The 15,359-nt window shown below is 61.8% G+C and carries 11 protein-coding genes; 5 read left to right on the forward strand and 6 right to left on the reverse strand.

The features are described from left to right. Window positions 1-28: 28 nt before the first annotated feature. The 3 genes from BXE_RS37720 to BXE_RS37730 form a co-directional block, all read right to left on the reverse strand. Window positions 29-1,636: an ABC transporter substrate-binding protein gene (locus BXE_RS37720; RefSeq protein WP_011493381.1), complete on the reverse strand. Its 1,608-nt coding sequence runs from the start codon at window positions 1,634-1,636 to the stop codon at window positions 29-31. A gap of 64 nt (window positions 1,637-1,700) precedes the next feature. Then, window positions 1,701-2,264: a D-alanyl-D-alanine dipeptidase gene (ddpX, locus tag BXE_RS37725; protein WP_040123578.1), complete on the reverse strand. Its 564-nt coding sequence runs from the start codon at window positions 2,262-2,264 to the stop codon at window positions 1,701-1,703. A 35-nt stretch (window positions 2,265-2,299) separates the two neighbouring features. Then, window positions 2,300-2,542: a hypothetical protein gene (locus tag BXE_RS37730; protein ID WP_148223090.1), complete on the reverse strand. Its 243-nt coding sequence runs from the start codon at window positions 2,540-2,542 to the stop codon at window positions 2,300-2,302. Window positions 2,543-3,135: 593 nt separating this feature from the next. Between BXE_RS37730 and BXE_RS37735 the strand changes: the two genes are divergently transcribed. After that, a complete protein-coding gene (locus BXE_RS37735; RefSeq protein ID WP_040123576.1) occupies window positions 3,136-6,744 on the forward strand; it encodes a PKD domain-containing protein in 3,609 nt (1,202 codons plus the stop codon). A gap of 361 nt (window positions 6,745-7,105) precedes the next feature. Here the strand turns inward: BXE_RS37735 and BXE_RS37740 are convergent, their stop codons facing one another. The 3 genes from BXE_RS37740 to BXE_RS37750 all read right to left on the reverse strand — a co-directional run bounded on the left by BXE_RS37740 (window position 7,106) and on the right by BXE_RS37750 (window position 10,695). Beyond that, window positions 7,106-7,909 carry an IclR family transcriptional regulator gene (locus tag BXE_RS37740; RefSeq protein ID WP_233518871.1) on the reverse strand — a complete coding sequence of 268 codons (804 nt, stop codon included), beginning with the start codon at window positions 7,907-7,909 and terminating at the stop codon, window positions 7,106-7,108. 120 nt (window positions 7,910-8,029) lie between these two features. After that, window positions 8,030-9,337 carry a CaiB/BaiF CoA transferase family protein gene (locus BXE_RS37745; RefSeq protein ID WP_011493388.1) on the reverse strand — a complete coding sequence of 436 codons (1,308 nt, stop codon included), beginning with the start codon at window positions 9,335-9,337 and terminating at the stop codon, window positions 8,030-8,032. Window positions 9,338-9,387: 50 nt separating this feature from the next. Further along, entirely contained in the window at window positions 9,388-10,695 is a 1,308-nt protein-coding gene (locus BXE_RS37750) for an MFS transporter (protein WP_011493389.1), read from the reverse strand. 375 nt (window positions 10,696-11,070) lie between these two features. Between BXE_RS37750 and BXE_RS37755 the strand changes: the two genes are divergently transcribed. The 4 genes from BXE_RS37755 (at window position 11,071) to BXE_RS37770 (ending at window position 15,341) form a co-directional block, all read left to right on the forward strand. Next, entirely contained in the window at window positions 11,071-11,541 is a 471-nt protein-coding gene (locus BXE_RS37755; protein ID WP_011493390.1) for a MaoC family dehydratase, read from the forward strand. 61 nt (window positions 11,542-11,602) lie between these two features. Continuing rightward, window positions 11,603-12,766, forward strand: coding sequence for an acyl-CoA dehydrogenase family protein (locus BXE_RS37760; RefSeq protein WP_011493391.1), 1,164 nt, complete (start codon window positions 11,603-11,605; stop codon window positions 12,764-12,766). 16 nt (window positions 12,767-12,782) lie between these two features. Further along, window positions 12,783-13,796 carry an acyl-CoA dehydrogenase family protein gene (locus tag BXE_RS37765; protein ID WP_011493392.1) on the forward strand — a complete coding sequence of 338 codons (1,014 nt, stop codon included), beginning with the start codon at window positions 12,783-12,785 and terminating at the stop codon, window positions 13,794-13,796. A 1,317-nt stretch (window positions 13,797-15,113) separates the two neighbouring features. Continuing rightward, window positions 15,114-15,341, forward strand: a complete 228-nt coding sequence (locus BXE_RS37770) for a hypothetical protein (RefSeq protein WP_011493395.1) — start codon at window positions 15,114-15,116, stop codon at window positions 15,339-15,341. Window positions 15,342-15,359 lie beyond the last annotated feature (18 nt).

Below are 15,359 nucleotides of genomic sequence, written 5' to 3' on the forward strand. Positions count from 1 at the left end.
CTGCAGCGTTTCGCCTTCGCCGCACAGGTTACTGCTTCTTCAGATCACGATACGACACGAGGTCGTTGATCGGCCCCACTTCGAGCCCCGTCACGCCCGGTCGCGCGGCCACCTGCGAGACCTGCTGGAACAGGATCACGAACGGGGAGTTCGCGAGCATCTGTTTCTGCATCGTCTGGTACAGCTCGGCGCGCTTCGCTGTCGACGATTCGGCGAGCGCCGCGTTGGTCTCTTTCGTCAGGTCAGGAATATCCCACGAGTTGCGCCATGCGAGCATCTTGTAGGCCGACTTGTCGGAATTGTCCGGATTCCAGGCGAAGCCCTGCGCATTGCTGTGCGGGTCGATGTAGTCCGCCGACCATTCGCCGATATAGATATCGTGGGAACGCGAGCGGTACTTCGCAAGCGTCTGTTTGTTGTCGCCCGGGATGATCTGAACCTTGATGCCGCCCTGGGCGAGATCGGCCTGCACGGCTTCGGCAATTTCGCTGTACGGATAGCCGTTACGCACGTCCATCGTCACGGAAAAGCCATTCGGAAGCCCGGCTTTTGCCAGCAGCGCCTTGGCCTTCGCGACGTCCTGCTGGTAGGGGTTTGTGTTCAGCACGCCGAGAAAGCCTTCCGGGAGGAACGTCTGGTGCACCTTGTAGGTGGTTTTCGCGACGTTGCTCTGGATACCGTTATAGTCGATCAGCCACTTCATCGCTTCCTGGACTTCCGGTTTTGCCAGATTCGGATTTCTGACGTTCAGGCCGAGGTACAGAAGCGTGGCCTGCGGCACCGCGGTCACGTGCGCCTTGCCGGACTTCGTCAACGCGGCGAGATCGTCCGGACTCAGATTGCGCGCCACGTCGACGTCGCCGTTCTCGATCAGCAGGCGCTGGCTGGAGGCTTCCGGCACATGACGCAACACGATACGCTTCATCGCGAGCGGTAAGCGATAGCCGTCGAAGCGCTGCAGCACGAGGCTGTCGTTGGCGGTCCACTTAACGAGTTTATAGGCGCCGGAGCCAGCCTCATTCGTGCGCAGCCAGTCGTTGCCGAAGTCGTTGCCTTTCTGGTGCGCGAGCAGCAACTGCTTGTCCACCACCGATGCAGGCCACGCGCCGAGTACGTTCAGCACGAACGTCGGCGCGTATTTCCGGTCTGTCGTCACGCTGACGGTAGTGTCATCAACCTTCTTCACGTTGGCAAGCACGTTGTCCCTGGTCAGGCCGATACCTTGCAGCACGGCCGCTGCACCTTTGTCGAGCAGGACCGTGCGCTGGATCGACCAGGCGACGTCGTCGGCGCTCAACGGATTGCCCGAGTGGAACTTGAGACCGGCACGGAGCTTGAACGTGAACGTCAGGCCGTCGGGGCTCACGGTCCATGATTGCGCGACATCGCCGTTGAACTTCGAGGGGTCCTTCAGATCGACCCGCACCAGCCGGTCATACGTATTCGCGACATATTCTTCCGGCACCAGCTCGTAGACTTCGCCGGGATCGAGCGTGGTGAATTCGTCGAGGAACGTCGCCATGACGAACATGTCTTTCGGCGTCGCCGCCGCAGCGGGGTCAGCCGCTGTGAACGAGCAGGTCAAGGCGGAGGCGAGCGCCGCCGCCGCGAGGACATTGCGCAATACCAGTTTCATAGTTGCTCCATAAGGAATGGGGTAGAGCCTGCCACGGAACCACGGATGGACAAGTCGAAAGCCACTACATGAGACGCAACGTGCCGCTTTCGCTGTCGTCGATCAGCGGTAGCGCACGGGAGCCTGGCAGCTCGTAATGCCACCATTCGTTCTTGATGTGGGCAAAACCGGCGGCGTGCATGATGCCAAGCAGTAACAGGCGGTTGCGCTGCACGTGCACGGGCAAGCCTGGATGGAAGTGCTCGGACTCGATGGTCATGGCGTCGAAGCCGGTGCCCATGTCGAGTTCGTGGCCACCGGCATCGAGCAGCGTCAGGTCGATCGCCGTGCCGCGGCTGTGGTTCGAACCACGCTCAGGCTCGGCGACGTACGTGGAATCAGGCAGGAAATCCCACAGCACCTGCTGCGCCTGGGGCGGACGGTAGGCGTCGAAAATCCGCAGCCTCAGACCGGCGTCGCGGGCAATCCCGATTGCGTTGCGCAAGCCGGCTTCGGCGGGTTCGAGCAGCAGACAGTGAGCTTCCTTGTAAATGGGCTTGCCGGTCAGGTTGCGCCCGGTGGCATAGACGAGGTCGATGTCGACGCCATGCGTGGCGGGGGTGATTTCGATAAGTCGCGATTTTGTCATGGAGGGCGCGGTGGGGTGGCCGGATGAGAGGGGGCTCAGAGAGCGCACGGGTTGAATTTACCTTGCGGTTGACGATTGCGCGCGACGATCGCGGTAATCAGCAGGTTGAACGAGCGGGGGCGCGGCGCCAGAGAGCCGGGACGGGTCAACGCCGGCTTTGACTCGCGTCTGGTCGCAGGCGAGTTTGCGAGCGCGGGGGAATAGATGTCGCTGGCCGGCGTAAACGGTACCCAGCGCGGCACCCAGCACTGTACCCAGCAGTCCGGAGTTCTGCTCATTTGACATTCGCCAGTGGGCAACGGGCGCTGCGCGTGGCTGTGGGGATCAACTGGGCAAAGCCGGCGTCGACGGTCTGTGCGAAAGCGAGCGGCATGTCAACGCAGGAGGATGGAGTTAGTTGACTGTCAATTATTGGAACAGCGATATACATCTCACAAGACCAATAAACTCAGCGCTAGCTTATTAAATTAATTGAAAGTGACTGTTTAATAGTCTTGAGCCCGCCGACCGGGAAACCCGGCACGCATGGCGCGCGAGCGGTTGATTACGGAGAAGGAAGCCGGGGCACTTGTGGAGCGCCTGGCTGCGCAACTTCTGTCTTCTTCTCATTCGCTTCGAGCGTCGGTCTGCGCCATTCACCAAGCACTTTTGAAACCCGGCTGTTCCATCGGCTGCTGGACCATCTTCACGCGTACAGAGCAGATATCCCGAATTTATCTCTTAGAAATTCTTCACAAATTTTGTCAACAATGCGCTGCGTTCCTACAGTTAGGGTCCGTGAAATGGGAAGTTTTGCGGGCGCATTGCGTTTGCTGTCTTCTGGCCGGCAATACCTCTTCCCTAATTAATCTGATACAAACTTGAAATGGCAATGTCTAAAAGAAACAATGCCGGGCTGGTGAGGTTAACGCTGATCGCTGGCGCCGTGGTAGCGCTATTGCACAATGGCACGAGCTTCGCCGGTTCGAGCGTCGACGCTGGGGCCGCGGACAACGAGCCGGCATCCACCCGGCAGAATGACGAGTCCACTGCGAAGCGCAAAAACTACAATCTGGATTTACTGCCGCAGCAGCCGTCAGATCTGATTTATCTGACGACCGTAACCGAGCCCGATTCTCTTTATCTCAAACTGACGTTCGACAGGGCCTCGCTGCCCGCGGGTGGCTACGTCCAGATCTCGAACGGCGCTTCACAGGATGTCGCCACCTACCGTGCTGAAGATCTGCTGACCGGACCGGTCACGGTACGCGGCGACACGGCGGTGATCCGCACCGTCCTGCCGCGACTGCGCGTGTTGGGGGAGTTGCATCTCAGTCACGTGGACTACGGGAAGCCGGCGGTCAACGCAAGTGTGCGTGCCCTGATCGGAAATGACGAGCGCCGTCAGCGCGCATGTTACGTGGGCACCGACATGTATCGCTATTCGCTCCCGGCAGTCGTGGCGATGGGCAGCGGGTCGGGCTCGGTGGTCGGCAACGGCAGGTACCTGCTGACCAATCAGCACGTCACACTGGGCGTGGCTGGGAAGACCGAAAGCCGTGGCATCGAACTCAACTATTTCCGAAACAGCTGCGATACCACGAGTGAGCCCAACGACCCGTTGCGCATCCGCACTGATCGCATCGTTGCGATCGGGGATGGCGGCAGTACCGACTATTCGCTTGTGTCGCTCAATGATTTCGACGTTCAGCATGCTCATACGAAGGAACTCTTCGGGAGCGCGCGTATTCGCCCGCTGGGCGACAATGCCTTGGGCGACGAAATCTACATTCCCCAATATGGGAATGGGGGGCTCATGCCCCAGGTGATCGGTGACTTGTTCGAGGGCAAGCACGCGGCGGTGACCAGTGTTGGCACGACCATCAAATACAACGCCGATACACAGTCCGGCTCGTCGGGTTCGCCGGTCTTATCGCGCGCTACCAATGAGATTATCGCGCTGCATTATGCTGGCAGCGATAGCGCAAACTATGGTGTACGCCTGACCACACTCCACAAAAACGTCCTTCCGTTCATCGAGCGGGAAAACGACAACATTGTCGGCGAAGGCAATGTGAAGTCGGTCGCGCTGGTCATTCCGCCTTTTGTTCTTGGCAAGTCGGTGGGTACCATCGCATCGGGCGCTATCGTCGCGCCCTTCCCGGATGTCCGGATGACTCACCACGGTGCGTATTCCGAAGCCCTGCTCGATAGTCAGGACGAGTTGACCCTGGACCTCGGCGCCGTACGCTATCAGCTTTACTTCCAGGGCCCAGCCGGTGCCCATGATCTGTCGTCGCAGGCGGTTGCGGGTGATGAACTCTTTATCCGTCTGGTCCCGCCGGCGACACCGTCAACGACGTTGTCCACGTCGCTGGCATGGTTGCCGCTGAAGGTTACCGACGCCCGGGGCACGCTACTGGAAAACCTGATCGTGCGGGTGGAGAATTCCGAATATGATCCCTTCACCGTACCGTTCGATGCCAGCTCGCCCGACGTGACCCGGCTGAGTTTCGACATCGCGAATGCGAAAAAAGACTACATGCTCGACAGTCGCTTCGACGGCGAACAGTACGGCTATGTCGCGCTCTATCCGGGTGAAGGGCCGGCGCAACTGGTCGGCTCCACGACGGAGCCGTATGCGTCGATCCAGCTGCCTTTGAAGAATCAGATGGGCAGAGCGGAGGTCGTGCGCTTGCGCGGCTATCGCGCTACCGCTTGCTCACGCCGCGCGATGCAGTCGACGATTGGCTGTGCCAGCGGTGAGTACAGCACATTGCGGCTGGAATACCTGGCGGCCGACAATCCCAATCTGTCCGCGGGTACTTACGATGGGTTTTTGCCCTTGCAGGCCCAGAGGAGCAGCGCCACGAGCAGGAAGATTCTCGCAGAGGTCCATCTGAAGGTGGCGAGTGATGCGCTGCCCGTAGCTAATGTGGGCGAGAGCGCGCGTACAGTCGTCGCGAGCAGCGTTGAACAGACCTATGCGCTGGACGGGACGGGCAGCCGCGACCCGGCGGACGAAAAGCTGACCTATAAATGGCGTGTGGCAAGCGGATCGTTCGGCATTCGCAATGCGGATCAGGCCAAGGCCCAGGCGGTCGTGCCGAAGAATGCGACGGGTGAGGGCGTCTATGAGCTGACCGTCACGAACGAGTCGGGCAAGACGGCGAAGGCGACGGTCAAGGTCACCGCGGTGGCGCCGCAGGTCACGATCAGCGGCGGTACGCAGCAGGTGAAGGACAACGAGCAGGCGAGCTACAGCGCGAATGCGAACTTCGACGGCGCGACCTACTCCTGGAAGCTGTCCAGCGCTGCCGGCAAGCAGGCGGCGACGGGTAGCGGGGCGCAATGGAAAACGCCGGTGGGTCTGGATGCGGGCACGTACACGGTGTCGCTTGACGCACGTAACGGCGCCGGCGACCGGAGCGCGAGCGCGCAGCAGAAACTGACCGTTGAGCGCACGGTAGCGCTTCCCGGACCGGAGGCCAACGCGGGCGCGGACCGCACGGTGGTGGCGACGAACGACACCGGGTTTGCGTATCCGCTCGTCGGCAGCGCAAGTCGCGACCCGAACGGGCAGGCGATCACGTATCAATGGCGCGTGGTGTCGGGCCCGTTCACGTTGCGCAACGGTGATCGTGCCGATGCGGAGGCGATCGTACCGAAGGGCACCACCGGCACGGGCGTGTTCGAGCTGAAGGTGACGAACGCGGCGGGCAAGACGGCGACGGCGACCACGAAGGTGACCGCGATCGCGCCGGCCGTGACGCTCACGGGCAGCACGACCGTGACCGGCAGCGGGGCAGCCAGCTACAAGGCGAACGCGAACTTCGAGGAAGCGACCTATAGCTGGACGCTCACCGATACGTCGGGCCAGCAGGTCGTATCGGGCAGCGGTGCGGATTGGAACCTGTCCGCTGACGTGAAGAACGGCAACTACACGCTCAAGGTGCTCGCATCGAGCGTCAAGGGGCAGCGTAGCGCGACGGCGACCCTGGCGCTGAAGGTGGAGCGCGCGGTGGCGCCCAAGCCGGTGGAGGCCAAAATCAGCGGTCCGGTTGAAATCAGGGCGGGCACGACCATCGAGCTTTCCGGAGCGCAATCGGTCAACCCGAACGGTACGCCGACCACTTACTTGTGGACCGTGCCGCCGCAGCTGGGCTCGAATGCCGAAACGCCGAGCGTCCGGTTGACGGCGCCTGCCAATGCCACAGTGGGCGCGCAGTACACCATCAAGCTGTCGGTGTACGACACGCAGAACAAGCTGTCCAGTACGGCGAGCTACACGGTGACGGTGAAAGCCGGCGAAACACCGGCCGGCCCAGCCTATCCGGCCTACAAGGCGGGTACGGAGTACAAGGCTGGTGAGCTGGTGCTCAACTACGGTCAGCTCTATCAGTGCAAGCCGTTCCCGTACGCCGGCTGGTGCAGTCAGGCGCCGCCCGCCTATGAGCCGGGTAAAGGCTGGGCATGGACGGATGCCTGGATCAAGAAGTAAAAAGCCAGTCCCAGGTTAATGCCGTTCGGTCAAGGTTCTTCTCAGGGAACCGGACGGCACGACGAGCAGGACGACACTTGACGGCCCGAGCGCATTTGCGCTCGGGCCGTTTTCCGTTGATGGGCGGCTTGAGAGGCTCGCGCAGGCGTACCCCAATGGTGCGAAACCACTCGCTAACCGACCAATTCGCTCGGGCCCGATTCCCTTCAATTGCGATCAGGCCGGCTGCGCAGTGCTGGATAAGGAATGCCAGAGGAGCAAAGGTTTGCCGGAAAGCGTCTGTGATCTGCTGACGCCCGACGATTTCAGGCGCGAAGAAAGCCGGCAGCACACCATCTTCGGGTACCAGGGGATCCGGAGGCTACAGGTGCCGGATCGACGGCGGCACGGGGCGCCCTGCCGGCCGATAGCCAAGCGCCGCCGAAATTTCGTTGGCACCTTCGTGGATGAGCGCCTTGAAGCGGTCCATCTGCGGAATGCCACGGCTGCTAGGCGTGCCCATCACCAGAACCGCAATCACCGAGCCGGTTTCGTCGCGAATCGGCGATGCGAAACCGACGACGTCGATCGAGCTCTGGTCAACCGTGACGGCTATATCAGTCTCTTCCGCTTCGTTGATCATGCGGCGAATTTCGCGCTTGTTCGTCACGGTGAAGGGTGTGTGGGCGACAAACTTAACCGACTTGAAGTAGTGCTCGCGCTGTTCCGCGGACATGTTGGCCAGCAGCACGCGGCCACCCGATGACGAATACAGTTCGCGGCGTTCGCCGAGTCCCGCAATGAAACGGATCGCCTTGCGGCTTTCTTCGGTCATCACATAGACGAGCGATGGGCGATCGCTGGCGAGTTGCCCGATCAGCACGGTTTCGCCCGCTTCGAGCGCGATCCGTTTCATGACCGGACGCGCCAGTTCGGGAAAACGCCGCTGTGCGACAATCGCCGCCCCCAGTTTGAATGCCTCGACGCCGAGCGTGTATTTTCCGTCCTGATGCACGAGGTATTGTTCGAATGTCAGGGCCCGCAGCAGTGCGAGCAAACTCGTTTTCGGCGTTGCACACAGTCCGGATAACTGAGTGAGCGTGGCTCCCTCCGGCTGCTCGGCCAGAATGCGCAAAACCTGGACGATACGCGCCGTCGCACGCGGACCCGGAGAGGTACCCGGCAAGTCGGAATCGTGTTCTTCGGCGTCGCTCGGCATTGAGGAAGAGGAGGGGAAAATGGACCGCAGATTATACATCCCGCTCCCAGCGCGCCCGGACTCGTCAGGGGTCGACATGCCGTTCCCTTATGCCTCTTCGTGCACGTCGGCAACGAACGGTACGCCGATCACGCCGGCCTGCGACAATCCGGCAATCTGTGCGGGTTCCATCCCGAGCAGATCGTGCAGCACGGCGGCCGTATGTTCGCCAAGCAGAGGCGGTGGCTGAACGTATTCGACGGGTGTCGCCGACAGCCGCAGCGGACTCGTGACCGTCGGTGCACTACCGGCCAGCGGATGTGCCATATGGCGCACCGCATTCCGGTGGCGCGCCTGCTCGGACTCGAATGCCTGCGCGATATCGTTGATCGGGCCGCACGGCACCCCGCACGCTTCGAGCGTGGTGATCCATTCGTCATTGCTGCGGGTGGCGAACAGCGACGCGAGCAGGGGAATCAGATCGGCACGGTTCACGCTACGCGCGCTGTTGGTCGCGAACCGGACATCCGTGGCGAGCTCCGGCCGGTTCATCGCGCCGCAGAGCGCGCGGAATTGACCGTCGTTGCCACACGCGAGGATGAGGTGACCGTTGTTCGTCGCGAAGGTCTGGTAGGGCACCACGTTTGGATGCGCATTGCCAAGCCTGCGCGGCGCGATGCCGGTCGTCAGATAGTTCATCGACTGGTTGGCCAGCATCGCGAGCTGGCAGTCGAGCAACGCAATATCGACGTGCTGGCCGCGGCCGCTCCTGGCGCGTTCCATCAGCGCGGCCAGTACGCCTGTGGTCGCATACATGCCGGCCATCAGGTCCGTCACCGCTACGCCGACTTTTTCCGGACCGCCGCCCGGGATGTCGTCGGGTTCGCCGGTGATACTCATGAGGCCGCCCATGCCCTGCACGAGAAAATCGTAACCGGCGCGCTTCGAAAGCGGCCCGGTCTGGCCGAAGCCCGTCACGGAGCAATACACGAGACGCGGGTTCAGTTCGGCGAGACTCTCATAGTCGAGTCCATATTTTTTGAGACCGCCCACCTTGAAGTTCTCGACCAGCACGTCGCAGGTTTTCGCAAATTCGCGCACCAGTGCCGCGCCTTCAGGCGAACCGATATCGATGGCCACCGACTGCTTGTTGCGATTCGCGCACAGATAGTACGCGCTCTCACTGGTGTCGCGCCCGCCGGCGTCGCGCAGGAATGGCGGCCCCCAGGAGCGGGTTTCGTCGCCGGCGCCAGGCCGCTCGATCTTGATGACCCGTGCGCCCAGATCGGCGAGATTCTGGGTACACCACGGCCCGGCCAGCACACGGGAGAGATCCAGCACACGGATACCTTCGAGCGGCCGTAGTCGTGAACCCGCAACATCATTTTGCCGGGACTGTTTCGACGATTCCTGCATTCTGCACCTCGTTTCAAACGGCGGTTTTCCGCACGGCCGGGCGGCCGTGCTCACTCAAGTTCGATGCCGCGCGTTTCGGGCATCCGCCAGTACGTAATCAGACTGACGGCTGCGCCCGCACACACGTAGGCCAGGAACCAGCCCTCGCGATGAATCGACTGCAGCCACGTCATCAGATATGGCGTGGTGCCGCCGAGCAGCGCGACCACGAGGTTGTACGCCGCACCGATGCCCACACCGCGCACGTCGGTGCTAAACAACTCCGCCATGATGGACGGTGCGATTGCCGAATAGAATCCGTATGTCAGCAAGCCAAAACATTCGACCAGCAACATCGACTGGAATCCCGGCCCGATCGATGTGACCACCGGATACAGAAACACCAGATACGCAGCGGCAAATGCGATCAGTTGCGGGCGACGTCCGATGCGGTCCGACAGCGCGCCAAAGAACGGCTGCGCGATCATGAAGATGGCAATGCTGGCGGTGCTTGCCGCGAAGGCGTCGCCGGGAATCGCGCCCGCGTGGCGGATCGCATAGATCGGCATGAAGCTGATGAACAGGTAGAAACTGAACGCACCTAGCACGCTGATACCCACGAGGCGGAGCACCGCACCGCGATGATGGTTCCACGTCCACAACAGCGAACGCGGTTCGATGCGTCCCTTGCGGCGTAGTTTTTCGAATGCGACGGTTTCGGGCACGTTGCGACGCATCCAGAAACCCAGGAGCGACCCGCAGCCGCCGATGAAGAACGGGATGCGCCAGCCGTAGTCCTCGAGCGCGGCGCGCGACATGAAGTGCGTCATGCCCCACGCCAGCGCGGAGGCCAGCAACAGGCCCGCTGCGATGCTGAAAAACAGGAAGCTGCCGTGAAATCCGCGCCGGCCGGCCGGTGCGGATTCGGCGAGGAAGGTAGTGGCCGCGCCATATTCGCCGCCGACCGACAAGCCCTGCAACATGCGCAGGACCGTCATGACGATCGGTGCGAGTACGCCGATTGTCCGGTAGGTGGGCAGAAACGAAATCAGCAGCGAGGACCCCGCCATCATCACGATGGTGATCGTGAGCGCGCTGCGTCGTCCGAAGCGGTCCGAAAAGGCGCCGATGGCCCAGCCGCCGAGCGGCCGCATGCCGAAACCGACAGCGAATACCGCGAACGTGGCGAGCAGCGATGCGGTGTCGTTGTCCGCGGGAAAGAACTGCTTGCTGAAGTAAATGGCGAAGGCGGTGTACACCGACCAGTCGAACCATTCCACCGCATTTCCAACGCTGCCCGCAAAGATAGCGCGGGCTGAACGCTGCCATGTTCTGGGGGCCGCAGCTAGCTCCTGCGTTGCCTGGGTATTCGTGTTCATCTTTCGCCTGTCTCCTGTCGACCGCAGTTAGCGCTTCGGCGCTTACCGCGGTCCCATGCAAGATGGTTGCTATCTTTCTAGCCGGTGTCCCGACCTCGTAGGAGCGTCCCCGGCAGGTCGCTCGCACCGGAAGGTTGTTCTGAATTTATCATTACTGTTCGAAAATAAGATCAAAACGTTGGTCGGCGTTAACCCTGGATTTTTGGTTATTGAAAAAATATTCAATAAAATCAATTCTTAAAACGTGATTGCGCAAAAAATATGCGCTTGGGCCGACATTTTGCGTTGCTGATATACGAACGAAATTCTAGAATCAGAACAAATGAGGGGCGGCCACTGTCTGCCCGCCTGTATCGCCAACACCCAGGAGAAGACATGAATTCATCGCAGGATCTGCAACTGCTCGGCCGTGGTTTTTACTGGCAGGAAATTCACGCGGGTCAACGCTTTCGCACGTTCCGGCGTACGGTCACCGAGAGCGACCTGGTCAATTTCATTTCGGCTACCGGCATGCTGGAAGCCATCTTTATCGATGCCGATTATGAACATGGCGCGATGCGCGGCCGGCCCGTGCCCGCCGCGTTGACCAGCGGACTGATCGAGGGTCTGCTGTTTCAGACGATGGTGCAGGGCACCGGCCTCGCGTTACTCGAATTTTCGATGAAAACGCATGGGCCGGTGGTCGTCAACGATGCCATCTACGGGATAGTCGAAGTCGATGAAGTGAAGCCGACCTCGAAAAACAACCGCGCGGTCGTCACGAGCCACGTCGACGTGCTCAATCAGCGTGACGAGCGGGTGCTCTCGTACACGGCAAAGCGTCTGCTTGCCGGTCGCCCCGAATAATGGGTCGGGCACGCGGCGCGGCCGCGCGTCGTTTCATATTCACGCATACGGGTGCTAATCCATGATCGATCAGTTTCCTCTTACCTGGATTCCTCCCGCCGACGAAACGTTGCGCGCGCCTGTGCGTGCGTTTCTGCGCGAGGTGCTCGGCAGCCGTTCGCCGGCGACGCGCGCGCGTTCATGGATGGAATTCGATGCCAGCTTCAGCCGTGCACTGGCTGAACAGGGCTGGCTTGGTTTGACGTTGCCGCGCGAGTATGGCGGCGGCGGACGCAGTCCGTTTGCGCGCTTCGTGCTCGTCGAAGAACTGCTTGCAGCGGGCGCTCCGGTGTCGGCGCACTGGATTGCCGACCGCCAGAGCGGTCCGCTGATCGCCCGGTACGGTACCTCGGCGCAGAAGGCGTTTTACCTGCCGCGTATCTGCGCTGCGGAGGCTTTTTTCTGCATCGGAATGAGCGAACCGAACGCGGGCTCTGACCTCGCGAGCGTGCGCACGCGCGCCGAGCGCACCGGGAACGGCTGGCGTCTGTCCGGTCGAAAGATCTGGACCACCAATGCCGATCGGTCGCATTTCATGATTGCGCTTGTCCGCACTTCCGGCACGCCTGAGGACCGGCATCGCGGACTGTCGCAAGTGATTGTCGATCTGTTCGCACCCGGCGTTCACATCGCGCCGATCGAAGATCTCGCGGGCGATCGCCACTTCTCGGAGGTCACCTTCGACGATGTCCAACTCGCTGACGATGCGCTGATCGGCACCGAGGGAGCGGGCTGGGAGCAGGTCACCGCCGAGCTGGCGTTTGAGCGCAGCGGCCCCGAACGCATTTATTCGAGCGTCGTGCTGTTAGAAGAGTGGCTGCGTACGCTGCGCGTCGCGGGGCTCGCCGGGAATGAGGTTGCCCGTAGCGACCGCCGCGCGCTTGGCGCGCTGATCGCGGAACTGTCGACGTTGCGTGAACTGTCGCTGTCGGTGACCGGCCGGCTCGCGCACGGCGCGAGCCCTGCGACCGAAGCGGCGCTGGTCAAGGATCTCGGCACGAGCTTCGAGCAATCGATACCGGCCGTCATTGCCGATGCGCTGGGCGCTCGTCCGTTTCAGCGTCCGGATGGCGATCTCGCGGACACGCTGGCGTACGTGACAAAGGTCGCGCCGTCGTATTCGCTGCGTGGCGGCACACGCGAAATCCTGCGCGGCATGATCGCGCGCGGGCTCGGACTGCGATAAGGATAAGGAGACCCTGATGGACGACATGCTGACCGACTCGATCGAGCCGGTACTCATTGACCGATGTACACCGGACCTGGTGCGTGAAGTAGAAAACGCACGCGATCGCAAAGCCGGACGCGACTTGTGGCAACAACTGGACGAATTGGGGTTCATCGACGCGCTGGTGGCCGAATCAGCCGGCGGCGCCGGTCTTTCGCTGGACGAAGCCGCGGGCGTGCTGTTTGCATTTGGACGCCACGGGATGCCCCTGCCTGCCGCTCATACGATGCTGGCGCGCCGGATGCTTGCCGACGCGGGCATACAGGCGCCACGTGGCCCCATCGCGCTCGCCGTGCTGAACGATGTGCAATCGCATAGGGCGTTCGTGCCGTACGGTTGTGTGTGCGACTCGGTGCTGGTGGAAAGGTCGGAGGGGATCTGGCTCGTCGATATCGATCACGTCACAGTCGAGCCGCACGACGAGTGGGGCACGCTCGGTGCGACGATCACGTTTTCCGCCGGAGTCGAGCAGCGGATCAAGGTGGCGCAGTCCGGACCTGCTCCATCTGAAAGCGTGGTGCTTGAACTCGGCGCGCGGGTGACGGCGGCGACGATGGCTGGCGCGATGGCGCGCGTCCTCGACATGACGATAACCCATGTGAACGATCGTCAGCAGTTCGGGCGATCGATCGGCAAGTTTCAGGCCGTGCAGCACAATCTGAGCGTGATGGCCGAACATGCGGCCGCGGCCTATATCGCCGCTCAGCGCGCATGTGCAGCCGAATCGACATCGCAACATCGTCTGTCTACCGCGATTGCGAAAGCGCGGGCGAGCCGCGCGGCACCGCTCATCGCGAATACCGCACATGCGCTGACTGGAGCCATGGGCATTACCGCCGAATACGACCTGCAACTGTTCACGCGCCGTCTGCATTCGCAGCGGGTGCAGTTCGGCTCGGAATCGTACTGGGACGAAGTGATCGGCTCGCATGCGATCGATCATTGGGACTCGGTCGTTCAGGGAATCGTGGGCTTGGAGGCGGCGTGATTCGTCGCGCGTTGTTCAAGGGCAGAGCCGAAAAAGGGGAGGGAGCTCGTTGGGGGGCGACGCCGGAAGCGCTGGGGGCGGTCATCGGGTGAACCATATCGGTCCGATGAGCTTGCCGATGCAGCGGCGAATGTTCGCGGTGGTCGGAGCTTCGGATTCTGTTCAAAGGCGCCGCCGTGCGCGCGCGTTTAATCGTCCGGCTGCATCGGCCTATTCCGCTTACTACGCCTTCACGCGGCGCACGGTCTTTTGCGTCGGGGTCCCTGCGCAACGCGGCTCAATAAGGATGAACCAGGCATGCGGCGCAGGCCCTGGTCCAATGCGCATCGGTGTCTCTGGAATTGCGGACAGAAGAAGCAGAGCGCGGCGGCGTCAATGGAATCGCAACGCCGGAACTCTGGCACGGGAGCGGTCCAGCCGCGTTGGGCACGTCCCTTGCGCACCGCAACGGAGCGTCAACCTGTCCTGCGAACGAGGTGCCACCATGCAAACCGATCCCACCGTCGACCCTGTCGCCGATCCTGCAAACCAGCCACTGGACGAGCCTGACACACATCCCCGTCCGCTGCCCGGCAGCCCGCCGGATACCGATCCACTCGCACCCGGGTCTTCGCCCGAAGACGAGGAGGAATTGGGGGACTCCCAGTCGAGCTCTCCCGTCCAGCGGGACTAACAGGTATCTGACGTTCTTTTTCGTGTAGATCTGATCGCATCCTGGGTCGCTGAGCCATGAGAAACCCATGGGCAGCGAGACTCAGCGTCGCGTGGGGGTGAAGCCACGCCAGCCTCACCCTTCGTAATGGCCGGGGCCGAACGGCTGTTTCAGGTTCTGATAGCCACGCTCGATGCGCCTGCACATTTTTCCTGTTTCGCCTGCACGGCGGCGCGATCAAAAGCGCGCAGATCCTTCAAGGCCGATCGCGTCGATGAACGGGTGGCAACACATCGATATCCAGGCGCTTACTGTGCGATGAGCGCATCCGTGCATCTCCTCCGGCCAGCGACGATAAAAAAGACGCACCGCCACGTTTGGCAGGAAAAGGACGCGTGCCCCTAAAGCAGTACCGACGACGGCGCCTGCGGTCGTCTGCGGCCCATCGAATGCGAACCGTCATCGAGTTTGTTCCGATGTCTCGTCACATCAGCTTGCCATTATTATTTTTACGCACATATAATTAAGCCGCGCTGTGAACCCGGATGCGTCCCGCTCGCCAGGAGTGATGCGTCAATGCGAGAAGTGCGTCAACGCGCTAAAGCGCTGAGCGGGCGTGTGGCCGCGGTCATGGCAACCATCACCATCATTCAGGAGGAAGCAGCATGGAACAGGAACTCGAAGTCTTGCGTGGCCAGATTCACGGTTTGGTCGCTGCAGTCAGTACCATCGCATCGGTGCTGCCCGATAGCGCGTCGGCCGATGCGGCCGAAGTGCTGGGCGAGATGATCGCGACGACCGGAAGTTCAGGGCTTTCCGCCACGGCGTTGGACGCGATGCACGCCACCATGCGACAGGTGAGCGGCGCGCTGGCCGTGTCGCTGCATCGCTGACCCGAGGTCTGGCGTTGC

Source organism: Paraburkholderia xenovorans LB400, from assembly GCF_000013645.1.
Classification (GTDB): domain Bacteria; phylum Pseudomonadota; class Gammaproteobacteria; order Burkholderiales; family Burkholderiaceae; genus Paraburkholderia; species Paraburkholderia xenovorans.